The 20,846-nt window shown below is 65.3% G+C and carries 19 protein-coding genes and 1 pseudogene; 10 read left to right on the forward strand and 10 right to left on the reverse strand.

Going from position 1 to position 20,846, the window contains the following annotated elements; translation table 11 throughout:
- The first annotated feature begins 62 nt into the window (after nucleotides 1-62).
- Nucleotides 63-1,316, forward strand: coding sequence for a serine hydroxymethyltransferase (gene glyA, locus L6D89_RS16040; protein ID WP_024763060.1), 1,254 nt, complete (start codon nucleotides 63-65; stop codon nucleotides 1,314-1,316).
- Nucleotides 1,317-1,610: 294 nt separating this feature from the next.
- Here the strand turns inward: glyA and L6D89_RS16045 are convergent, their stop codons facing one another.
- Entirely contained in the window at nucleotides 1,611-2,102 is a 492-nt protein-coding gene (locus tag L6D89_RS16045) for a SecDF P1 head subdomain-containing protein (RefSeq protein WP_236200446.1), read from the reverse strand.
- Nucleotides 2,103-2,380: 278 nt separating this feature from the next.
- On the opposite strand from L6D89_RS16045, the gene L6D89_RS16050 reads away from it, so the two are divergent.
- The 3 genes from L6D89_RS16050 (at nucleotide 2,381) to L6D89_RS16060 (ending at nucleotide 5,471) form a co-directional block, all read left to right on the forward strand.
- A complete protein-coding gene (locus L6D89_RS16050) occupies nucleotides 2,381-3,676 on the forward strand; it encodes an NCS2 family permease (RefSeq protein WP_236200447.1) in 1,296 nt (431 codons plus the stop codon).
- 122 nt (nucleotides 3,677-3,798) lie between these two features.
- Entirely contained in the window at nucleotides 3,799-4,884 is a 1,086-nt protein-coding gene (trmA, locus tag L6D89_RS16055; protein WP_236200448.1) for a tRNA (uridine(54)-C5)-methyltransferase TrmA, read from the forward strand.
- A 95-nt stretch (nucleotides 4,885-4,979) separates the two neighbouring features.
- A complete protein-coding gene (locus L6D89_RS16060; RefSeq protein WP_236200449.1) occupies nucleotides 4,980-5,471 on the forward strand; it encodes a DUF4136 domain-containing protein in 492 nt (163 codons plus the stop codon).
- Nucleotides 5,472-5,491: 20 nt separating this feature from the next.
- On the opposite strand, the gene L6D89_RS16065 is transcribed toward L6D89_RS16060, so the two are convergent.
- Nucleotides 5,492-5,794, reverse strand: a complete 303-nt coding sequence (locus tag L6D89_RS16065; protein ID WP_236200450.1) for a DUF1883 domain-containing protein — start codon at nucleotides 5,792-5,794, stop codon at nucleotides 5,492-5,494.
- A 99-nt stretch (nucleotides 5,795-5,893) separates the two neighbouring features.
- Nucleotides 5,894-6,352 (reverse strand): DUF4345 family protein, encoded by a 459-nt coding sequence (locus tag L6D89_RS16070; protein WP_236200451.1) that lies wholly within the window; start codon nucleotides 6,350-6,352, stop codon nucleotides 5,894-5,896.
- 183 nt (nucleotides 6,353-6,535) lie between these two features.
- Here L6D89_RS16070 and L6D89_RS16075 point away from each other — a divergent pair.
- Nucleotides 6,536-6,987 (forward strand): annotated as a pseudogene (locus L6D89_RS16075) (DUF411 domain-containing protein).
- Nucleotides 6,988-7,155: 168 nt separating this feature from the next.
- On the opposite strand, the gene alaC reads toward L6D89_RS16075, so the two are convergent.
- Nucleotides 7,156-8,373 carry an alanine transaminase gene (gene alaC, locus L6D89_RS16080; protein ID WP_236200453.1) on the reverse strand — a complete coding sequence of 406 codons (1,218 nt, stop codon included), beginning with the start codon at nucleotides 8,371-8,373 and terminating at the stop codon, nucleotides 7,156-7,158.
- Nucleotides 8,374-8,545: 172 nt separating this feature from the next.
- On the opposite strand from alaC, the gene L6D89_RS16085 reads away from it, so the two are divergent.
- Together L6D89_RS16085 and ypfJ are read left to right on the forward strand one after the other, a co-directional pair.
- The gene (locus L6D89_RS16085; RefSeq protein ID WP_236200454.1) at nucleotides 8,546-9,406 is read left to right on the forward strand and encodes a PhzF family phenazine biosynthesis protein; all 861 of its coding nucleotides are present in this window, start codon (nucleotides 8,546-8,548) and stop codon (nucleotides 9,404-9,406) included.
- A 67-nt stretch (nucleotides 9,407-9,473) separates the two neighbouring features.
- Nucleotides 9,474-10,376, forward strand: a complete 903-nt coding sequence (gene ypfJ, locus L6D89_RS16090) for a KPN_02809 family neutral zinc metallopeptidase (protein ID WP_236200455.1) — start codon at nucleotides 9,474-9,476, stop codon at nucleotides 10,374-10,376.
- Between the two features lie 80 nt (nucleotides 10,377-10,456).
- Here ypfJ and L6D89_RS16095 read toward each other — a convergent pair whose 3' ends face one another.
- Together L6D89_RS16095 and L6D89_RS16100 are read right to left on the reverse strand one after the other, a co-directional pair.
- Nucleotides 10,457-10,891, reverse strand: coding sequence for a response regulator (locus L6D89_RS16095; protein WP_236200456.1), 435 nt, complete (start codon nucleotides 10,889-10,891; stop codon nucleotides 10,457-10,459).
- 156 nt (nucleotides 10,892-11,047) lie between these two features.
- Nucleotides 11,048-12,943 carry a propionyl-CoA synthetase gene (locus tag L6D89_RS16100; RefSeq protein WP_236200457.1) on the reverse strand — a complete coding sequence of 632 codons (1,896 nt, stop codon included), beginning with the start codon at nucleotides 12,941-12,943 and terminating at the stop codon, nucleotides 11,048-11,050.
- A 303-nt stretch (nucleotides 12,944-13,246) separates the two neighbouring features.
- Here L6D89_RS16100 and L6D89_RS16105 point away from each other — a divergent pair, with 303 nt between their 5' ends.
- A complete protein-coding gene (locus tag L6D89_RS16105; protein ID WP_236200458.1) occupies nucleotides 13,247-13,426 on the forward strand; it encodes a hypothetical protein in 180 nt (59 codons plus the stop codon).
- Here the strand turns inward: L6D89_RS16105 and L6D89_RS16110 are convergent, their stop codons facing one another.
- The 3 genes from L6D89_RS16110 to L6D89_RS16120 form a co-directional block, all read right to left on the reverse strand.
- Entirely contained in the window at nucleotides 13,427-14,602 is a 1,176-nt protein-coding gene (locus tag L6D89_RS16110; RefSeq protein WP_236200459.1) for a multidrug effflux MFS transporter, read from the reverse strand.
- Nucleotides 14,603-14,813: 211 nt separating this feature from the next.
- Entirely contained in the window at nucleotides 14,814-17,966 is a 3,153-nt protein-coding gene (locus L6D89_RS16115; RefSeq protein ID WP_236200460.1) for an efflux RND transporter permease subunit, read from the reverse strand.
- A 12-nt stretch (nucleotides 17,967-17,978) separates the two neighbouring features.
- On the reverse strand, nucleotides 17,979-19,163 hold the full coding sequence (locus L6D89_RS16120) for an efflux RND transporter periplasmic adaptor subunit (RefSeq protein ID WP_236200461.1): 1,185 nt from the start codon (nucleotides 19,161-19,163) through the stop codon (nucleotides 17,979-17,981).
- Between the two features lie 154 nt (nucleotides 19,164-19,317).
- Between L6D89_RS16120 and L6D89_RS16125 the strand changes: the two genes are divergently transcribed.
- Nucleotides 19,318-19,950: a TetR family transcriptional regulator gene (locus L6D89_RS16125; protein ID WP_236200462.1), complete on the forward strand. Its 633-nt coding sequence runs from the start codon at nucleotides 19,318-19,320 to the stop codon at nucleotides 19,948-19,950.
- A gap of 36 nt (nucleotides 19,951-19,986) precedes the next feature.
- On the opposite strand, the gene L6D89_RS16130 is transcribed toward L6D89_RS16125, so the two are convergent.
- The gene (locus tag L6D89_RS16130; protein ID WP_024763044.1) at nucleotides 19,987-20,184 is read right to left on the reverse strand and encodes a heavy-metal-associated domain-containing protein; all 198 of its coding nucleotides are present in this window, start codon (nucleotides 20,182-20,184) and stop codon (nucleotides 19,987-19,989) included.
- 154 nt (nucleotides 20,185-20,338) lie between these two features.
- On the opposite strand from L6D89_RS16130, the gene L6D89_RS16135 reads away from it, so the two are divergent.
- Complete coding sequence (locus L6D89_RS16135; RefSeq protein ID WP_236200463.1) at nucleotides 20,339-20,806, forward strand: hypothetical protein; 468 nt, start codon at nucleotides 20,339-20,341, stop codon at nucleotides 20,804-20,806.
- Nucleotides 20,807-20,846 lie beyond the last annotated feature (40 nt).

Raw genomic sequence — 20,846 nt, forward strand, 5'->3', positions numbered from 1 at the left:
ACCAGCGCCTTGGGTTAGAATGCGCGCCTTTCCCCCAGCACCCGATCCTTAAGAGGACCGCCATGTTCAGCCGTGATTTGACCCTCGCCCGCTACGATGCAGAACTCTTCGCCGCGATGGAGCAGGAAGCCCAGCGCCAGGAAGAGCACATCGAGCTCATCGCCTCCGAGAACTACACCAGCCCGGCGGTGATGGAAGCCCAGGGTTCGGTGCTGACCAACAAGTACGCCGAAGGCTACCCGGGCAAGCGCTACTACGGTGGTTGCGAGTACGTCGACGTCGTCGAGCAGTTGGCCATCGACCGTGCCAAGGAGCTGTTCGGTGCCGACTACGCCAACGTCCAGCCGCACGCCGGTTCCCAGGCCAACGCCGCTGTCTACCTGGCCCTGCTGTCGGCCGGTGACACCATCCTGGGCATGAGCCTGGCCCACGGCGGTCACCTGACCCACGGCGCCAGCGTTTCCTCCTCCGGCAAGCTGTACAACGCCGTGCAGTACGGCATCACCGACGCCGGCCTGATCGACTACGACGAAGTCGAGCGCCTGGCCGTCGAGCACAAGCCGAAGATGATCGTCGCCGGCTTCTCCGCCTACTCCCAGGTACTGGACTTCGCCCGCTTCCGCGCCATCGCCGACAAGGTCGGTGCCTACCTGTTCGTCGACATGGCTCACGTGGCCGGTCTGGTCGCCGCTGGCGTCTACCCGAACCCGGTACCGTTCGCCGACGTGGTCACCACCACCACCCACAAGACCCTGCGCGGCCCGCGCGGCGGCCTGATCCTCGCTCGCAAGAACGAAGAGATCGAGAAGAAGCTGAACTCCGCCGTCTTCCCGGGCGCCCAGGGTGGCCCGCTGGAGCACGTGATCGCCGCCAAGGCCGTGTGCTTCAAGGAAGCCCTGCAGCCCGAGTTCAAGGCCTACCAGCAGCAGGTTCTGAAGAACGCCCAGACCATGGCCAGCGTGTTCATCGAGCGCGGCTTCGACGTGGTTTCCGGCGGCACCCAGAACCACCTGTTCCTGCTGTCCCTGATCAAGCAGGACATCACCGGTAAGGACGCCGACGCCGCCCTGGGTCGCGCCTTCATTACCGTGAACAAGAACAGCGTGCCGAACGACCCGCGCTCCCCGTTCGTTACCTCCGGCCTGCGTATCGGCACCCCGGCCGTCACCACCCGCGGCTTCAAGGAAGCCGAGTGCCGCGAACTGGCCGGCTGGATCTGCGACATCCTCACCAACATGGGCGATGAGTCCGTGGTGGACGGCGTGCGCGAGAAGGTCAAGGCCATCTGCGCCAAGTTCCCGGTCTACGGCGCCTAAGCCCAAACCGCGAACCGCGATAAAAAAAGCCCGGCAGATACCGGGCTTTTTCATGGCCGCCACACTGAGAAAGTGGCTGAGTCCTGTAGGAGCGAGCTTGCTCGCGAACAGGCTCCGGCCTGGCACCCGTGTTGTGCGGTTCGCGAGCAAGCTCGCTCCTACGGAAAATCCTCTGCGCACCGGTAACAGAAATAAGGATTCGTAGGGCGCATGACGCGCCAGCGCTATCCGCCGCCGAGCCGCCGGCTCCCAGGTTATTCGCCCTGCACTGGGATACGCCCCATAAAGGACGGGCTATGGCTGCCCGCCTGACTTCTGCTCCGGCTGCACCGGCACATCGCGCAGTTCATTGAGCCGGCGCACCAGCGTCTCCGCCTCGACCTGGCTGGCAAAGCCCTTGAGCATCACCTGCCCATCCGTCACCACACGCGTCACCTTGGGTAGCAGGCGCAGTTGCCCATCGATCACCACCGCCAGGGCCTTGCCTTGCTCTTCCTCGGCCAGCTTCGCCAGGCGCTGGCTGGCTTCGGGCGTGAAGCGCACTCGCACTGCCGGCTTGCCGTCGGCGACGCTGGCCAGCTCGGCTCGCTGCACGTCGTGCTGGGTCAGCACCGGGTGGGTTTCCAGTAGCACGGCCTTGCCCTGCGGGTCAGCCAGGGTGCGGGTGCTGGCCGTGGGCTTCTCGGCCACCGCATGGACGTCGAAGGTGTGTTGCGGGGCCGACGGCGGCGCACCGGCGCAGGCGCCCAACAATGAGGCGAGAAGGATCGGAATAGAGCGTTTCATCGAGTACGAATCGGACAGGACGACCCGGTCGGGCCAGGGTTATGGAGAGTCAGACCACAGCAGTTGCACAAGTTGCACTCCCTTGGTCGGCACCCGCGACTAAGCTTGCAGACGAACGGATGCTGGCGGTCCGGTCAGAAATTCTCCGGCTCAGGGCAAGCTGGTATCATGCGCGCCTTTTGCCGGTCACAAGAAAAGGCGCACGGCCCACCTGGGCACGCACCTTGCTTTTCCCGGCCAGAACGATAACGGCGCAAGAGCGTCACGGGGAGCCAAACATGCTGGAAAAGCTGTTCCAACTCAAGGCGCACAATACCAATGTGCGCACCGAGATCCTGGCGGGTATCACTACCTTCCTGACCATGGCCTACATCCTCTTCGTCAACCCGAGCATCCTCGGCGAGACGGGCATGGACAAGGGCGCGATCTTCGTCGCTACCTGCCTGGCCGCAGCCATCGGTTCGGCCATCATGGGCCTGATCGCCAACTACCCGATCGCCCTGGCTCCCGGCATGGGCCTGAACGCCTTCTTCACCTACACCGTGGTCCTGCACATGGGCCATACCTGGCAGGTGGCGCTCGGCGCGGTGTTCCTCTCCGCGTGCATGTTCTTCATCATTTCGATCTTCCGCATCCGCGAGTGGATCATCAACAGCATCCCGCTGGCCCTGCGCTCGGCGATCGCCGCCGGCATCGGCCTGTTCCTCGCGCTGATCGCGCTGAAGGAATCGGGCATCGTCGTCGCCAACCAGGCCACCCTGGTGGGCATGGGTGACCTGGCCAAGCCCGCGCCGCTGCTGGCGATCCTCGGCTTCATCCTGATCGTCGCCCTGGAAGCCCGCCGCGTGACCGGCGCGGTGATGATCGGCATTCTGGTCGTCACCTTCATCTCCATCGCCATCGGCGTCTCCCAGTTCGGCGGCGTGGTATCGATGCCGCCGTCGCTGGCGCCGACCTTCCTGCAGCTGGATATCAAGGGCGCGCTGGACATCGGCCTGTTCAGCGTGATCTTCGCCTTTCTCTTCGTCGACCTGTTCGACAACTCCGGCACCCTGATCGGCGTGGCCAAGCGCGCCGGCCTGATGGGCAAGGACGGGCACATGCCGAAGATGGGCCGCGCGCTGATCGCCGACAGCTCCGCCGCCATGGTCGGCTCGCTGCTGGGCACCTCTACCACCACCAGCTACATCGAGTCGGCGGCGGGCGTTTCCGCTGGCGGCCGCACCGGCCTGACCGCCATCGTGGTCGCCCTGCTGTTCCTGCTGGCGCTGTTCTTCGCGCCGCTGGCGGGCAACGTCCCGGCCTTCGCCACCGCGCCGGCCCTGTTCTTCGTCGCCGTGCTGATGGCCTCGGGCCTGGCCGAGATCGACTGGGACGACCTGACCGTCGCCGCCCCGGTGGTAGTGACCGCCCTGGCCATGCCGCTGACCTTCTCCATCGCCAACGGCATCGCCTTCGGCTTCATCACCTGGACTGCCTGCAAGCTGCTGTCCGGCCGCTTCCGCGAGCTGAACCCGGCGCTGGTGATCCTGTCGATTCTGTTCGTGATCAAGCTGGGCTGGTTCAACGCCTGATTTTACTTTCGCGGCATGGGTATCGCTGCGCTCCACCCATCCTACAAATGGGAACAACGTAGGATGGCGTGGAGCGCAGCGATACCCATCAAATGCCGCCGACTACACGAGTTACCCGTCCCATGAGCAGTCCGCGTTTCGATCCCTCCCAATACGACAGTCAATTGGCCGACAAGGCCGCGCGCCTGCGCGAGCTGCTGGCGCCTTTCGCCGCGCCGGAACCGGAGGTGTTCGATTCGCCCCGCGAGCATTACCGCCTGCGCGCCGAGTTCCGCCTGTGGCGCGAGGGCGAGGCGCGTCACTACGCGATGTTCGAGCAGGGCGACAAGCACACGCCGATCCTGATCGAGGAATTCCCCATCGCTAGCCAGCGCATCAACGAGCTGATGCCGCGCCTGAAGGCCGCCTGGGCCGAGCCGACGCTGGGCCACAAGCTGTTCCAGGTGGAATTCCTTACCACCCTGGCGGGCGATGCGCTGATCACCCTGTGCTACCACCGCCCGGTGGATGCAGCCTGGCAAGTCGCCGCCGAGAAGCTGGCGGCCGAACTGGGTGTGAGCATCGTTGGCCGCTCCCGTGGCAAGCGCCTGGTGGTGGGCCGTGACTATGTGAGTGAAGAACTGACCGTTGCCGGCCGCACCTTCCGCTACCGCCAACCGGAGGGCGCCTTCACCCAGCCCAACGGCGAGGTCTGCCAGAAGATGCTCAACTGGGCTTACCAAGCCCTGGGCCAGCGCGATGACGACCTGCTGGAGCTGTACTGCGGCAATGGCAACTTCACCCTGCCGCTGGCCACCCGCGTGCGCAAGGTGCTGGCCACCGAGATCAGCAAGACCTCGGTGAACGCCGCCCTGGCCAATCTGGCCGACAACACTGTGGATAACGTGACCCTGGTGCGGCTCTCCGCCGAGGAGCTGACCCAGGCGCTCAACGACGTACGCCCGTTCCGCCGCCTGGCCGATGTCGATCTGAAGTCCTACGCGTTCGGCAGCGTGTTCGTCGATCCGCCGCGCGCCGGCATGGACCCGGACACCTGCGAGCTGACCCGGCGCTTCGACAACATCCTCTATATCTCCTGCAACCCGGAGACCCTGGCGCAGAACATCGCCCAGTTGCACGACACCCACCAGGTGAGCCGCTGCGCCCTGTTCGACCAGTTCCCCTACACCCACCACATGGAAGCCGGCGTGCTGCTGACCCGCCGCTGAGCACCGACCTCGAGCACGGGCCGCCCAACCTAGGGTTGGGCGGCGCCTCGGTTTTCTGCAGCTAGGCTTGCGGAACAACGACAAGAGGCACGCCCATGTCCCGCCTGATCCTTCCCCTGCTGTTCCTGCTGCTGAGTGCCTGCGCCGGTAGCGACCCTGCCGATATCAGCGTCTCCCCCGCCGCCAATGGCCGGCAAAGCACCTTCTTCATCCAGGCCGTGCGCGCGCAGGGCCACCGCGAAGACCTCGAAGATCGCTTCGATCTCGCCGTGCGCCGCGCGCTGGAAGCCAAGGGCTACCACTACCAGGAAAACTCGGCAGAGCTGCGGGTGATCTATGCCGTCGGCCTGGACAGCCAGACCGGCATCGTCCAGCGGCCGGTGGCGACCAGTGCAGGCGTGATGACCCAGACCCAGTTCACCGATCAGGAACAGGCGCGCCTGGCGCTGAGGATTCTCGACGAGGCTACCGGCCAGGTGCTGTACCAGGCGCAAGTGGCGCGTCAGCTGCACGACCCGAAGATCACCCAGCAGGCCGTGGACGAAGGCATCGCCCGCCTGCTGAAGGATTTCCCCGCGCACCAATGAATGGGCCGGGGAACTGAGGATCAGCTGAAGTTCGACGGCGACTTGCGCACGAACTTGATGCTGTACTTGAAGTCGGCCTTGCGCGTGACACTGATGGCACGGCGGGTGACGGTGTCGATGGTGATGTTCCAGTTGCCGGTAGTGGGCACCTTGATCTTGGCCGGGAACCGGTCGAACGCGCCGCCGTGGTAGGAGTGACGGCCGCCATTCTTGAAGCTGCGGAAGTTCGCGTCGGTCATCAGGCGGATGTTGCAGGTCATGGAGCACTCGATGACGACCAGGTCGCCTTCGTTGAGGTGTTCACGCTGATGGACGAACTTCATGCTGACTCCGCTGCTACTACCGCAAAATCAATACGATAGCACGGAGCGGGGGCGGCCCGGCAGCGGCGCTGCATCTGGGCGTCGCCACTCATCCGAAGCTCAGAGCCCTTCGAAGTCCGCCTTGCGTTCCTCCGGCTCCTGCTCCTCACGCACCACCACCTGGCGATTGCGCGACTGCCGCTCGAGCCAATAGAGGGCGAATATCGCCAGCGCCGAGATCACCCCGCGGTAGACTACGCCGGCCAGTTGCGCGTCCCATTCCATGCCGCCTTCGGTCCAGGCGATGAGCAGGCGCGACAGGGTCAGGGTGAGTTGCACCAGGATCACCAGGATCAGCGCCGGCCTCACCAGCAGGCGCCGACGCAGGGCGAAGACCAGGAACAGCGCGAGGGCGAACTGGTGGCCGCCGTAGAAGACGCGGGCATCGCTTACCGAGGACGGCTCCATCAGTAGCATGCCGCTGAGGTTGGCCATTTCGTAGGGGCGAATCCAGTAGAGCAGTCCCAGGCCACCCCAGACCAGAGCCTGGACCAGCAGGACGAGACGGGCGAAGAGCATCCGATTTCTCCTTGGCCATGCAGCCATTGCCGAGCGTCCGTACCTGCGACCGGGAGTCGCGGACGCACCACCGATCAGCTAGAGACCCCGCACGGCACGGCAAGTTCGACGCCCGCGTCATATGGGGAAACAAACCGCGGGTGGGGCCGCGACACCCGCGGGAGTATGCTCGGTCGCGTTCGAATTTCGAGGTTCCAACCATGCGCACCCTGCTTCTGCTCACTGCCCTTGTTGCCGGCGCCGCCCAGGCCGCCGAGCCGCTGACCATCGACGTGCACCGCGATGCCAATTGCAGTTGCTGCAAGGACTGGATCAAGCATCTGGAAAGCAATGGTTTCACCGTCAACGACCATGTCGAGGCGGATATGAGTGCAGTGAAGACCAAACTCGGCGTGCCTTACAGCATGGGCTCGTGCCACACCGGCGTGATCGACGGCAAATTCGTCGAAGGCCACGTGCCGGCGGCCGACGTCCTCAAGCTGCGCGAGCGAGCCGACCTGATCGGCGCCGCCGTACCGGGCATGCCGATGGGCTCGCCGGGCATGGAAATGGGCGACCGGCATGACGCCTACCAGGTCGTGGGCCTGAACAAGGCCGGTCAGCGCGAAGTGATCGCCGACTACCCGGCACACTGACGCCAGGGCTATCCCTCACCCCTGAGCGCTGGCGGAGGTGGGATGGGGCTTCCGGCGCACGGGGCACTCTCCAGGTTCCCGCGCGGCAATGCTCCGCGAGCACGAAGGGGTGAGGGACTCCAAATGAAAAGGGCGACCGTCGGGTCGCCCTTTTCATTCATGCGGCTTTCACTCGGCCTTGGCCGGCAACAGGCCGTCGGCGCGGAACATCGCCTTGATCCCACGCACGGCCTGACGCAGGCGGTCGCGGTTCTCGATCAGGGCAAAGCGCACGTGGTCGTCGCCGTAGTCACCAAAGCCGATGCCGGGCGACACCGAGACCTTGGCATCCTTGAGCAGCTTCTTGGCGAACTCCAGCGAGCCCAGGTGGGCGTAGGGCTCGGGGATCTTTGCCCAGATATACATCGAGGCCTTGGGGTTCTCCACCATCCAGCCAGCCTCGTGCAGCCCTTTGACCAGCACATCGCGGCGCTTCTGGTACTGCTCGGCGATGTCGCGCACGCACTGCTGGTCGCCTTCCAGCGCGGCAATGGCAGCTACCTGCAGCGGGGTGAAGGTGCCGTAGTCGTGGTAGCTCTTGATCCGCGCCAGGGCCGAGACCAGTTCCGGGTTGCCGACCATGAAGCCGATGCGCCAGCCCGCCATGTTGTAGCTCTTGGACAGGGTGAAGAACTCCACCGCGATGTCCTTGGCGCCGGGCACCTGCATGATCGACGGGGCTTTCCAGCCGTCGAAGGTGATGTCCGCGTAGGCCAGGTCGTGCACCACCAGCACGTCGTAGCGCTTGGCGAGATCGACCACGCGCTCGAAGAAGTCCAGCTCCACGCACTGCGCGGTGGGGTTGGAGGGGAAGCCGAGGATCATCATCTTCGGCTTGGGAATCGACTCGCGGATCGCCCGCTCCAGCTCGTTGAAGAAGTCGATTCCCGGCACCAGCGGCACCGAGCGCACCTGGGCGCCGGCGATCACCGCGCCGTAGATGTGGATCGGGTAGCTGGGGTTGGGCACAAGAATGGTGTCGCCGTGGTCCAGGGTCGCCAGCATCAGGTGCGCCAGGCCCTCCTTGGAGCCAATGGTCACGATGGCTTCGGACTCCGGGTCGATCTCGACCTCGTAGCGGTCGCGGTACCAGTGCGAGATGGCGCGACGCAGGCGCGGAATGCCACGGGAGGTGGAGTAGCCGTGGGTGTCTTCGCGCTGGGCGACCTGGCAGAGTTTCTCGACGATGTGCGGCGGCGTGGCCCCGTCCGGGTTGCCCATGGACAGGTCGATGATGTCCTCGCCACGGCGGCGGGCGGCCATCTTCAGCTCGGCGGTGATGTTGAAAACGTAGGGGGGCAGGCGATCGATGCGCGCAAAGCGACGAGCTGAACGGGGTTCAGTCATGGTGTCCTCTGATTAACGTAGGCGCCCGGAACCGTCCGAGCGACGCCGGCCACTGCGGTGGCCTGGAAAGCGCGGCGCTGTGACCTGCGCTTTCTTGTCGGCGAACATATAGCTCGCTAGGCTGGCTGTCGAGTTTTTCTTTGCGCCGCTCAAGGGCGGCATCTGGAGGCCCATGTCCGCGCAACAGTACTGGCAACTCGACGTCTTCGCCGACCAGCCGCTCACCGGCAATGGCCTGGCGGTGTTCCCCGACGCCCGCGGCATCCCCGCCCAGACCCTGCTGGCGCTGACCCAGGAGCTGCGCCAGTTCGAGTCGATCTTCCTGTTCCCCTCGGCCACGCTGGACACCTATTCGGCGCGCATCTTCACCGTCGACGAGGAACTGCCCTTCGCCGGCCATCCGGTACTGGGCGCCGCGGCGCTGCTGCACCACCTGCACCAGCGCGGCGAAGAGGAACACTGGACACTGGAGCTGCCGGCAAAGGCGGTGAAGGTGGTCACGCGCCGCCGCGGAACGGGCTTCCACGCCGAGATGAATCAGGGCCCTGCCGACTTCGGCACTGTGCTGGACGATGACGCGCGCCGCTGGTTCGCCGAGGCCTTCTCGCTGTCTGCCGCCGACCTAGCCGACTACCCCGCCGCGGTGGTCAGTACCGGCCTGCCCTATCTGCTGCTGCCGGTCCGCGCGGAAGCCCTGGGACGCGTGCGCCAGTGCACAGATCTGACGGCCGAACTGGCCAGGCTCAATGCCGCCTTCGTTTTCGTCCTGGATGTGGATAATCGCGAAGGCCGTACCTGGGACGGCGCCGGGATCATCGAGGACATCGCCACCGGCAGTGCCGCCGGCCCCGTCGCCGCCTACCTGGTGGAGCTGGGCAAGGCACGCCGCGGCGAGCTGTTCCACCTCACCCAGGGGCGCTTTGTCGGCCGCCCGAGCCGACTCGACGTACAGGTCGGCCAGGACGATGACGTCCGCGTCGGCGGCGACGTCCAGCTACTGGCCCGCGCAGAGCTGCTGCACCGTTTCGCCTGACGACCGGGCTGGCGGCCTGCCCCACCCGAGACAACACTGAACCCACCTGTTCGATGGAGATGCCGCCATGCAATGGCGCAAAGGACGACGCAGCGACAACGTAGTGGATGCCCGCGATGAAACCGGTGGCGGCATGGGCGGCGGCGGAGGCATGCGCATCGGCGGCCGCGGCCTGAGCCTGGGTGGCGTGGCCATCGTGGTGGTGATCGGCCTGCTTTCCGGGCAAGACCCGATGACCATACTCGGCTCTCTGCTGGGGCAGATGGACGTTTCCCAGCAGCAGGCACCGAGCCGTCCGACCCAGGGCAAGCCAGCCACTGGCAGCGACCCGCAGGTCGAGTTCGTCCAGTCGATCCTCGGCGACACCGAGGACACCTGGGGCGAGATCTTCGCCCGCAGCAACCAGCAGTACGAACAGCCCAAGCTGATCCTCTTCAACGGTGGGGTGAACTCGGCGTGCGGCTTCGCCTCCTCGGCCGTGGGCCCGTTCTACTGCCCCGGCGACCACCGCGTATACCTCGACCTGGGCTTCTTCCGCGAGATGGAACAGAAGTTCTCCGCCGCTGGCGACTTCGCCCAGGCCTACGTGATCGCCCACGAAGTCGGCCACCACGTACAGAACCTGCTGGGCATCTCCGCCAAGATCAACGCCGCACGCCAGCGCGGCGCGCGCATGGAAGGCGCCAACGGGCTTTCGGTACGCCAGGAATTGCAGGCCGACTGCTTCGCCGGCGTCTGGGCCAACCACGCCCAGCAGCGCCTGAACTGGCTGGAGCCGGGCGACGTGGAAGAGGCGCTGAACGCCGCCAACGCCATTGGCGATGACCACCTGCAACGCCAGGCGCGCGGTACGGTGATGCCGGACTCCTTCACCCATGGCTCGTCCGCACAGCGTGTGCGCTGGTTCAAGCTCGGCTTCGAAAGCGGCTCGCCGGGCAAGTGCGACACCTTCAAGGCACAGACACTGTAGCGCACCGCTCCGGCGCCATCGCCGCTGGATCAACCTCTTGCAGTAGCACGCCATGCACGCACCGCGGGCATGGCGCGCTCCTACAGGCTATGGCTGAGCGCATGCAGGAAACTGGCTGGATCAACGGGTTTCGACAGGAAACTCAGCACGTTCAGCGGTGTATCGCAGAGAGAGTCCCCAAGATCGCTGCGCGCGGACAGCACGATGATCGGCAGGAAGGTGCCGGCCCTGTTCAGCTCGCGGATGAACGCCAGCCCCGGCCCGTCGCTCTCCAGCGCCAGGCCGCTGACCAGCAGGTCGATGGTCGCTTCTTCCCGATGGATACGCCGCAACGCCAATGCTGCGCTGCTGGCGGTGAGACACCGCAGGTTGGCCCCTTCGATCAACCGGCGTATGCGGGCCAGCACGACGCGGTCATCGTCCACCAGCAGCACCACGGGCCGCCTGGGTGCGCGCGCAGTGATCTCGCGCAGAGCCTGGAGCTCCTCGTCATCGAGGACAACGCGCTTGGACATGGGCGCAATACTACCGATAGAGGCCAGATGACATCATTCTAGATGGCAAACGTCTGGCATTCCTGCCGGACCAAGGTTTGGCGATAGACGGAATAAAAAAGGGCCGCAACGAGTGCGGTCCTGGAAATACGCCGGCCAGGCCGGCGTCGTGGGATATCAGCCAGCCTTGGCCAGACCTGCCTGGCCAAGGCGCTCGGCGATCTCGCCGAGAATAGCCGGATCGTCGATGGTGGACGGCGGCGCGTAAGCCTCGCCATCGGCAATCTTGCGCAGCACGGCGCGGAGGATCTTGCCGGAGCGTGTCTTGGGCAGGCGCTTCACCACCAGCGCCCGCTGGAAGCAGGCCAGTGCGCCGATACGCTCGCGCACCAGCGCCACCAGTTCGCGCTGCAGGTTGCCTTCGGTCACCTGCGTACCATCCTTGAGCACCACCAGCCCCAGCGGCACATGTCCCTTGAGGTCGTCCTGAACGGCGATCACCGCGCATTCGGCGACGGCTTCGTGCAGCGCCAGCAGCTCCTCCATCTCGCCAGTGGAAAGGCGGTGGCCGGAGACGTTTATCACGTCATCGGTACGCCCCATGATGTAGACGAAGCCCTCCTCGTCCAGGTAGCCGCCGTCACCGGTGTGGTAGTAGCCGGGATAGGTCTTCAGGTAGGCCTGTAGGTAGCGCGGATGATCGTTCCAAAGCGTCTGCGCACAACCGGGGGGCAACGGCAGGGCGATGACGATGGAGCCCTGTTCGTTCGGCCCCAGCAGCCGGCCTTCGTCATCCACTACCCTCACGTCATAACCGGGTACCGCGCGGTTGGTGGAGCCGGCGCGCAGGTCATGGCCGCCCAGGCCGGTGCAAGGCGCGGTCACCGGCCAGCCGGTCTCGGTCTGCCACCAGTGATCGTGCACAGGCTTGCCGGTGAGTTCCTCGAGCCAGTGCTGCGTGCTGCTGTCGAGCTTCTCGCCGGCCAGGAACAGGTGCCGCAGCGAACTCAGGTCGTAACGTTTGAGCAGATCACCCTGGGGATCTTCCTTGCGAATAGCGCGGATCGCCGTGGGCGCACAGAACAGGCTGTTGACCCGGTGCTCCTCGATCACCCGCCAGTAGCTGCCGGCATCCGGTGTACGCACCGGCTTGCCCTCGTAGAACACCGTGGTGCAGCCGTGCATCAACGGGCCGTAGACGATCAGCGAGTGACCGACCACCCAGCCAACGTCGGAAACTCCCCACCAGACGTCTCCCGGCTGCAGACCGAAGATGCTCGGCAACGCGTAACTCAGCGCCACCGCATGGCCACCGTTGTCACGCACGATGCCCTTGGGTTTCCCGGTCGTGCCGGAGGTATACATGATGTACAGCGGGTCGCCGCTGGCGACTTCCACCGGGTCGACCGGTTGCGCGTGGGCCAGGGTTTCACGCCAGTCCAGGTCGCGGCCGGCACACAGCTCAGCCATCGCCTGCGGGCGTTGCAGCAGCAGTACGTGGGCCGGCTGGTGGCTGGCCAGCTCCAGGGCCTTGTCCACCAGCGGCTTGTATTCGATCACCCGCTCGAACTCCAGGCCGCAGGAGGCGGTGAGCACCAGCTTGGGCTTGGCATCGTCGATGCGCAGCGCCAGCTCGTGGGGCGCGAAGCCGCCGAAGACCACCGAGTGCACGGCGCCAAGGCGCGCGCAGGCCAGCATGGCCATGGCCGCCTGGGGCACCATCGGCATGTAGATGATCACCCCGTCGCCCTTCTCCACACCCAGCGCGCGCAGGGCGCCAGCCAGGCGCGCCACTTCATCGCGCAGTTCCAGGTAGCTGAAGCGCTGCTGGGTGTTGGTCACGGGGGAGTCGTAGATCAGTGCGGCCTGGTTGCCACGGCCGAGCTCGATCTGCCGGTCGAGGGCAAGGTAGCAAGTGTTCAGGCGGCCATCGGCGAACCAGCGATGACTGCCATCAGGCAAGGCTTGCAAGGTGTCCTGCGGGGCGCGGTACCAGGCCACGCGGCCGGCCTGCTCGGCCCAGAAGGCGGAAGGCTCGGCGATGGAGCGCTCATGGGACTGCCGGTAACTCATCGTCACTGCCTCTTATTGTTGTTATCGAGGTCGAACAACGAGTATGGACGGGGATCGCCACCCCACCATCAACCTTTGGTCGTAGTCCTCCCGCACGATGCGCAGGCGGCCGGGCACTATTGCTTTGCAGGATTTTTCAGCGAAGCGGCGCGACAATCGACGCAGCGCTCTGGAACGGAGGTTGGAGGGCTTTCCAGCGGAGCCGCCACCGCATGTCGGCGACCACGGGTCGCACCCGCAACCGCCATCTGGCGGGACTACACTGAGAGTCCCTTTTCACCTGACAGCACAGGGGTGCGCACCGTGAACATCCTCGTCCGTCCGTCCAGCCTCCGCAAAGACCAGCCGTGGGAAGTCTGCCTCGATCAGCAGGCCGTGCGCTTCCGCAGCGAGCGGGAGGCGCGCAGTTTCGTCGCTACCCTCGAAGCCCGCCTGAAAGCGCCGCACCGACTGCCAGAGCTGGTGCAACGCGCCGCCAGTTGATCAGGCCGCGCGCTCGCTGATCTGCCCGCTCAGCCAGCCGAGCACCGCGGCCACCAGGCCGCAGACAGTAATGACCACGGCCATCGGCAGCGCCGAGCCGTCGTGCAAGGCACCGACCAGCGCAGAAGCACCGGCCGCGACGGTGAACTGCAGGCTGCCCATCAGCGCCGACGCGCTCCCGGCGTGCCGGCCTTGGCTGGCCATCGCGCAAGCCGATGAGTTGGGCATCAGGAAGCCAAGGCTGGCGATGGCTCCGAACAGCGGTACCAGCAGCGGCCACAGGTGCTCGGGCTTGGCCAGGGTGATGACCAGCAGCGCCACGCCGCAGCCGAAGTACACCCATACCGCCCGGCGCAGCCAGAACCCGGGCCCGCGATAGCGCAGCAGCCGCGCGTTGACCTGCGCCATCAGGATGAAGCCTGCCGCGTTGCTGCCGAAGATCCAGCCGTAGTGCTCCGCCGGCACGCCGTAGAGTTCGATGAACACGAAGGGCGAGCCGGCGATGTAGGAGAACATCCCGGCAATGGCGACCCCACCGGTGAGTGCATAGGTGATGAAGGAGCGGTCGCGGAACAGCGCACGGTACTGCTTCAGCGCCCCTCGCAGTGGCGCGCGCGGCCCAGCCGGAATGGTCTCCGGCAACCACAGCGCGATGGCCCCGCCCGCCAGTGCGCTGAACAGCGTCAGGCAATAGAAGATCGATTGCCAGCCGGACAGGCTGAGCAGCAACCCGCCCCCCAGCGGAGCGAGGATCGGCGCCAGCCCCATCACCAGCATCAGTTGCGAGAAAGCCTTGGCGGCTGCGATGGGATCGCACAGGTCACGCACCACTGCCCGCGAAATCACCATCCCCGCACAGCCCCCGAGCGCCTGCACGAAACGCGCACCGATCAGCCATTCCAGGCTCGGCGCAGAGGCACAGGCCAGGGATGCCGCGGTGAAGATACTCACACCCAGCAGCAACGGAATACGCCGCCCGATTCGATCGGCCAGCGGGCCATAGAGCAACTGGCCAATGGCGAGGCCGGCGAAGTAGGCCGAGAGACTCAACTGCACATGTTCGACATCGGTGCCGAACGCCAGCGCCAGCGCCGGGAAGCTGGGCAGGTAGAAATCGATGGCCATGGGCCCGAAGGCGCTGAGGGCGCCGAGGATCAGCAGGATGCGGAGGTTCATGGATCACCTGGTCACACGCGACCGCCAAAAAGCGGTGGGGACCGCGGGCAGGCAGATGTGGATATCTTGTTGGCCCGCACGGGTGGCGCGGCGAAGCCATGCATTGTGGCTTGGCCCGAAAAATTAGCAAGCTCCCTAAGCACTTCCCGAGGCAACTCCCAAAATAGTGGGAGAGTCAGGTCCGGCCGCGCAGGCCGGACCTGTCGCAATATCAGACCTCGTGCGTCCCTTCTGCAGCGGGCTTGGCCTTGTTCTTGCGCCCGCTGAGCTTGTCGGCCGCCGACTCCACCAGCATGTAGAACATCGGGATGAGGAAGGTTGCCAGCAGGGTCGCGGCGAGCATGCCGCCGATCACGCCGGTACCGATCGAGTGCCGGCTGGCGGAGCCGGCGCCGGTGCTGATGGCCAAGGGCACGCAACCCAGGATGAAGGCCAGCGAGGTCATCACGATGGGGCGGAAACGCAGCTTGGCCGCCTCGAGTGCCGCTTCCACCGGCCCCATGCCCTGCTCTTCGCGGCACAGCACGGCGAATTCGATGATCAGGATGGCGTTCTTTGCCGCCAGGCCGATCAGGGTTACCAGGCCGACCTGGAAGTACACGTCGTTATCCAGCCCGCGCAGCCAGATCGCCAGGATCGCGCCGAAAACCGCGAACGGCACGGCGGTAACCACCGCCAGCGGCAAGGTCCAGCGCTCGTACTGCGCAGCGAGGATGAGGAACACCAGGATCAGGCCGAAGATGAATGCGGTGCTGCCCGAACCCTGGGTCGCCAGTTCCTGGTACGCCGAGCCGATCCAGGCCAGGGTGTAGTTCTCCCCCAGCACCTGGTTGGCCACTTCCTGCATCGCCGCCAGCGACTGCCCGGAGCTGTAGCCCGGCGCCGGGCCACCGAGCAGCTTGGCCGCCGGGAAGACGTTGAAGCGTGCATAGGAGTCGGGGCCAAGGATGCGCTTGACCGAGATCAGCGTGGAAAGCGGCACCAGATCACCGGTGGATGAGCGCACGAAGACCTGGCTCAGGTCATCCGGTTTGCGGCGGAACTCCGGCTCCGATTCCAGGGTGACCTGCCAGGTCCGGCCATAGAGGGTGAAGTCGTTGACGTAGTAGCTGCCAAAGGTCGACTGCATGGCGGTGAACACGTCGTTGATCGCCACTCCCAGCGAGCGCGCCTTGGTACGGTCCAGGTCGATGTAGTACTGCGGCACGTTGGCGTTGAAGGTGGTGTTGACCCCCGCCAGTTCCGGGCGCTTGGCCGCGGCGGCGAGAAACTTCATGGTCACCTCTTCCAACTGCTCGGAGGTGCCGCCGCTACGGTCCTGGATATACGCCTCGAAGCCGCCGGTGGTACTCATGCCGGTGATCGGTGGGGGGTTGAAGGACATCACCACGCCATCTTCCTGGCCCGCGCCCATCTTCATGAATTCATGGGTCAGGTTGCGCGCGTCCAGTTCGGGCGTGGTGCGCTCCTTCCAGTCCTTCAGCGGCACGAAGGACACCCCGGCGTTGCTGCGGGTGCCGAAGGTGAGAATGTCGAAGCCGGCGAAGGTCACCACGTCCTGCACCGCGGGGTGCTTCATCAACTGATGGGTGACGTCGCTGGTGAGCTTCTCGGTCCGCGTCAGCGACGCCGCCGGCGGCAGGAAGTAGGCGTTGAGTACGTAGCCCTGGTCCTCGTCCGGCACCAGCGAGCCCGGTACCCGGCCGAAGAGGATGACCAGCAAGGCGATCATCCCGCCGAACAGCAGCAGGCCGAGCGCAGCGCGCTTGAGGAAGAACTGCACGCCGGCGCCGTAGCCATTGGTGGCCTTCTCGAACATGCGGTTGAACCAGCGGAACGGTGCCGCCGGCTCCTTGTGTTCGGGCTTGAGAATCAGTGCGCAGAGTGCCGGTGACAATGTCAGCGCGACGATGCCGGAGATCACCACCGACACCGCGATGGTGATCGCGAACTGCTTGTACATCTGCCCGGCCAGGCCACCGAGGAAACCGACAGGGATGAACACCGCGCACAGCACCAGCACGATGGCAACGATCGGCCCGGTCACCTCCTCCATGGCCTTGATCGCCGCTTCCTTGGGCCCGAGCTTCTCGGTGCGCATCACCCGCTCGACGTTTTCCAGCACCACGATGGCGTCGTCCACCACGATGCCGATTGCCAGCACCATGCCGAACAACGACAGCAGGTTGATGGAGAACCCCATCAGGTACATGCCGGCGAAGGTGCCGACCAGCGAGACGGGAATCGCCAGGACCGGGATCAGCGTGGCACGGATGCTCTGCAGGAACACGAAGACCACGATCATCACCAGGATCAGCGCCTCGATGAAGGTATGGATCACCTCCTCGATGGAGACCTGCACGAAGATGGTAGTGTCGTAGGGAATCTTGTAGGTGATGCCCTCGGGGAAGCGCTTCGCCATGGCGTCCATGTGGTCGCGCACGGCCTGGGCGGTATCCAGTGCGTTGGCGCCCGGCTGCAGGTAGATACCGAAGGCGGCGTTCTGCTGACCGTTGAGCGAGGTCACCAGGGAGTAGTCCTGGGCCCCCAGTTCGACTCGCGCCACATCCTTGAGCAACAGGCTGGCACCTGTTGGATCGCTGCGCAGGATGATGCTCTCGAACTCCTTGGGATCGGTGAACCGCCCCTGGGCGGTCGCCATGTAGGTGAAGTCCTGCGGCTCCTTCATGGGCTGCTGACCGAAGCTGCCGGCGGCGAACTGCGAGTTCTGCTCGCGGATCGCGCTGGCGACGTCCGAGGGAGTCATGTTGTATTGCGCCAGCTTGTCCGGCCGCAGCCAGATGCGCATGGAGTAATCCTTGGAGCCGAACTGGCTGACGTCACCCACCCCGGGAATCCGCTTGAGGTCGTCGATCACGTTGATCAGCGCGTAGTTGCTGATGAAGATCGGGTCGCGGGAGTTGTCCGGCGAGAACAGGGTCACCACCTGCAGGATGTCGGAGGATTTCTTCTCCACCTGCACCCCCTGCCGACGAACTTCTTCAGGCAGCTTGGCGAGCGCAGCCTGCACCTTGTTGTTGACGTCGATGGTGGCCTGGTCCGGGTCGGTGCCTACCTCGAAGTACACGGTCAGGCTCATGGCACCGCTGCTGTCGGAGTTCGACAGCTGGTAGATCATGCCCTCTACGCCGTTGATTTCCTGTTCAAGAGGCGCCGCCACGGTTTCGGCGATCACCTGCGAGCTGGCGCCGGGATAGGAGGCCGACACCGACACCTGCGGCGGCACGATCTCGGGGTACTGGGCGATGGGCAGTGCGCGCATGGCGACGAGGCCGGCGAGCAGAATCACGATGGATATCACCATCGCGAACACGGGACGTTCGATGAAGAAGCGCGAGATCACGATGGGCGCTCCTTAGGACTTGGCCTGGGCGGGTTGCGTCGCGGGGGTCTGCGGTGGTGCCTCGCTGGCCTTGACCGGCTGGTCCGGCCTTACCTTGGGAATGCCCTCGACGATGACGTGGTCGCCATCGTCTACGCCGGCATCGATGATCCAGCGACCGTCCACGGTCTTGGACGTGGTGACCTGGCGCACGCGGGCGAAGCCATCCTTGTCCACCACATAGACGAAGGTGCCACGCGGCCCCTGGGCCAGCGCACGCTCGGGCAGGGTGACCGCATTGTTCTGGGTAATGCCGGTGATCAGGATGCGCACGAACTGGCCGGGGATCAGCTGGTTGTGCGGATTGGGCACCACCGCACGGGCATTCACGGTGCCGGTGCCGGTATTGACGAAGCTGTCAGTGAAGTCGACGACGCCTTCGATCGGGTACTTGCTGCCGTCGCCGAAGCGCAACTCGGCGGTCAGCTTGCCGTCCTTGGGCAGGATATAGCGACCACTCTTCACCCCGTCGTTCATCTGCGCGGCCTGGGTATCCGGGTAGGCGAAGTTGACGTACACCGGGTCGAGCTGGGTGAGCTTGGTCAACAGGCTGGAGTTGGGGTCGCTGGCCACTACCAGGCTACCCTCGGAGCGCACTTCCTTGCTCGCCATGCCGGAGATCGGCGCGGTCACCGTGGTGTAGTTGAGGTCGATCTGCTTGGCCTGGACGTTGGCGCGGGCGGCCTCGACGTCGGCCTTGGCCTGTTCGAAATCGGAGGTGTAGCGGTCCAGTTCGCTTTCGCTGGCGAAGCCCTTGGCCTGGAGTTCACGAATCCGCTTGAGGTCACGCTCGGTCTGGCGATAGCGCGCCTGGGTCTGCGCCAGCGAACCCTTGGCCTGGCCCAGTGCAGCCTGGTACGGGCGCGGGTCGATACGGAACAGCACCTGGCCCTCCTTCACCGGCCGGCCTTCCTCATAGGTGCGACGCTGGAGGATACCGCTGACCTGGGCGCGCACTTCCACTTCGCGGTAGCCGGCAGTACGCGCGGCGTACTCGAAGGTCAGCGGCACCGGGGCGCTCCTGGCCACTTCGACCGTCACCGCCGGGGGCGGAGGCGCTGGCGCCGCTGCTTTGTCCTCGGCCTGGGCCCAGGCAACGAACAGGGCTGGCAACCCAACGACAGCAAGCGCGACGGGCAAACGACGGGCAAACGGCATGTAACCTCTCCATGGAAATGACTGACGGCGAAACCCGAGGGACGAAGACAGTGCGACTTTTACCTACGCCAGTGTCTGTAAAGCACTGTTAGCGCAATAAAATCAGTAAACTGCCTGTCACTCAGTGATCCTAGCCTGTATACCAACAAGCGCCATGCGAAGAACTAAAGAAGATTCGGAACGTACACGTCAGACGATTCTTGACTCGGCTGAAGGCCTTTTTTTTGCCAAAGGCGTCTCCAATACCAGCCTGGAAGAGATCGCCCGCGCGGCCGGCGTCACCCGTGGAGCGGTCTACTGGCACTTCCAGAACAAGGCCCATCTGTTCAACGACATGCTCAACCAGGTTCGCCTGCCACCCGAGCAACTGGCGCAGCGCTTGTCTGGCTGCGACGGCCACGATCCGATCGAATCGCTGTTCCAGCTCAGCGTGGAAGTGGTCGAGAACCTCGCCCGCGACGAGCAGCGGCGGCGCATCCTCACCATCCTCCTGCAACGCTGCGAATTCACCGATGAACTGCGCGACGCCGAGGAGCGCCACAACCAGTTCGTCCGGCAGTTCATCGAACTTTGCGAGCAGCTGTTCAACCGCGCGGATTGCCTCACGCGGCTCATGCCAGGCGTGACGCCCAAGGTGGCCTCGCGCGCCGTGCATGCAATGATTTTCGGCCTGCTCAGCGACTGGCTGCGCGACCCGGCCCTGTTCGATCCGCTGCAGGAAACCCGCGAGCTGTTCGATGCGGTGTTCCGCGGCCTGGTGCGCGACTGGCACCCCGCGCAGGCATGAGGGCCGGCAGGGCGCCGGCCCGCAAGGGATGAAGCGTCAGGCCGCCTCGGCCTCGTAGCCTTCCTCGCGAATCGCCGCGAGGATCGCTGAATCGTCCAACCGGCTGGCGACGCGGACTTCGCCGGCGCCCAGGTCGACCTGCACGTCCGCCGCGGCGTCCAGCGCCTGTACCGCCTGGGTGATGGCCCGCACGCAGTGGCCGCAGCTCATGCCTTTGACAGTGAAGGTATGCATGGAATGTCTCCTCTGATGGGTTGAAACACTGGGTGCAGTCTCGACCTTGCCACCATGGCAAGGTCAAGCTTCTCGCGTTGCCATCGCCTTGCACTTGTCCTACGTCAGCCTCTCAGCCAAGCTGCGGAAACAGCTGACTCATCGGAGAAGGCCCATGCGCCGTTCCCTTCTGCTCGCCGCCAGCCTCGCCGCCGCCCTGCCCTTCCATGCCTGGGCCGACGGCATGCCCGAAGAACCCTCGGCGCCGCCGGCGCCCAGCATGCCAGCGGCTCCGCCCCCGAGCACGCCCGGTTCCTGGCCGGTGCCCGACGCGCAGCCGGTGACCTACGCCGTGCTGATCGTCAGCCGCGAACGCGTGGATACCGGCACCGCCTGCGACATCGACCTCTACGTGCAGGACCAGAAGGTCTCGCGCCTGCAACCCGAAGGTGAAATCGCCCTCAACCTGCCACCGGGCGAAGTCTCCCTGCGCCTGCAGGCCGCCAATTCCGGCCTCTGCCGCAGCGGCATGCAGCCGCTGCGCGCCCAGTCCGTGCAGTTGCACGCGGGTGAAGTACGCAAGTTCCGCATCGCCAACAGCGAAAGCGGCCTCTACCTGATGCCTGTTTCGAGCGGCAGCTGACGGTCCCTCTGCCCAGCGGTTTGACCTGCGACAAGATGGC

Origin of the sequence: Pseudomonas pseudonitroreducens (assembly GCF_021603645.1) — a bacterium.
GTDB classification, from domain to species: Bacteria; Pseudomonadota; Gammaproteobacteria; order Pseudomonadales; family Pseudomonadaceae; genus Pseudomonas; species Pseudomonas pseudonitroreducens.

What these genes read in the sequence shown, in the direction of transcription:
- L6D89_RS16110 (WP_236200459.1), bottom strand. Translation starts at nt 14,602, where the DNA reads ATGAACCTCCGCATCCTGCTGATCCTCGGCGCCCTCAGCGCCTTCGGG.
- L6D89_RS16135 (WP_236200463.1), top strand. Translation starts at nt 20,339, where the DNA reads ATGCGCCGTTCCCTTCTGCTCGCCGCCAGCCTCGCCGCCGCCCTGCCC.
- L6D89_RS16060 (WP_236200449.1), top strand. Translation starts at nt 4,980, where the DNA reads ATGTCCCGCCTGATCCTTCCCCTGCTGTTCCTGCTGCTGAGTGCCTGC.
- ypfJ (WP_236200455.1), top strand. Translation starts at nt 9,474, where the DNA reads ATGCAATGGCGCAAAGGACGACGCAGCGACAACGTAGTGGATGCCCGC.
- glyA (WP_024763060.1), top strand. Translation starts at nt 63, where the DNA reads ATGTTCAGCCGTGATTTGACCCTCGCCCGCTACGATGCAGAACTCTTC.
- trmA (WP_236200448.1), top strand. Translation starts at nt 3,799, where the DNA reads ATGAGCAGTCCGCGTTTCGATCCCTCCCAATACGACAGTCAATTGGCC.
- L6D89_RS16070 (WP_236200451.1), bottom strand. Translation starts at nt 6,352, where the DNA reads ATGCTCTTCGCCCGTCTCGTCCTGCTGGTCCAGGCTCTGGTCTGGGGT.
- L6D89_RS16065 (WP_236200450.1), bottom strand. Translation starts at nt 5,794, where the DNA reads ATGAAGTTCGTCCATCAGCGTGAACACCTCAACGAAGGCGACCTGGTC.
- L6D89_RS16100 (WP_236200457.1), bottom strand. Translation starts at nt 12,943, where the DNA reads ATGAGTTACCGGCAGTCCCATGAGCGCTCCATCGCCGAGCCTTCCGCC.
- L6D89_RS16045 (WP_236200446.1), bottom strand. Translation starts at nt 2,102, where the DNA reads ATGAAACGCTCTATTCCGATCCTTCTCGCCTCATTGTTGGGCGCCTGC.
- L6D89_RS16130 (WP_024763044.1), bottom strand. Translation starts at nt 20,184, where the DNA reads ATGCATACCTTCACTGTCAAAGGCATGAGCTGCGGCCACTGCGTGCGG.
- L6D89_RS16050 (WP_236200447.1), top strand. Translation starts at nt 2,381, where the DNA reads ATGCTGGAAAAGCTGTTCCAACTCAAGGCGCACAATACCAATGTGCGC.
- L6D89_RS16095 (WP_236200456.1), bottom strand. Translation starts at nt 10,891, where the DNA reads ATGTCCAAGCGCGTTGTCCTCGATGACGAGGAGCTCCAGGCTCTGCGC.
- L6D89_RS16120 (WP_236200461.1), bottom strand. Translation starts at nt 19,163, where the DNA reads ATGCCGTTTGCCCGTCGTTTGCCCGTCGCGCTTGCTGTCGTTGGGTTG.
- alaC (WP_236200453.1), bottom strand. Translation starts at nt 8,373, where the DNA reads ATGACTGAACCCCGTTCAGCTCGTCGCTTTGCGCGCATCGATCGCCTG.
- L6D89_RS16125 (WP_236200462.1), top strand. Translation starts at nt 19,318, where the DNA reads ATGCGAAGAACTAAAGAAGATTCGGAACGTACACGTCAGACGATTCTT.
- L6D89_RS16085 (WP_236200454.1), top strand. Translation starts at nt 8,546, where the DNA reads ATGTCCGCGCAACAGTACTGGCAACTCGACGTCTTCGCCGACCAGCCG.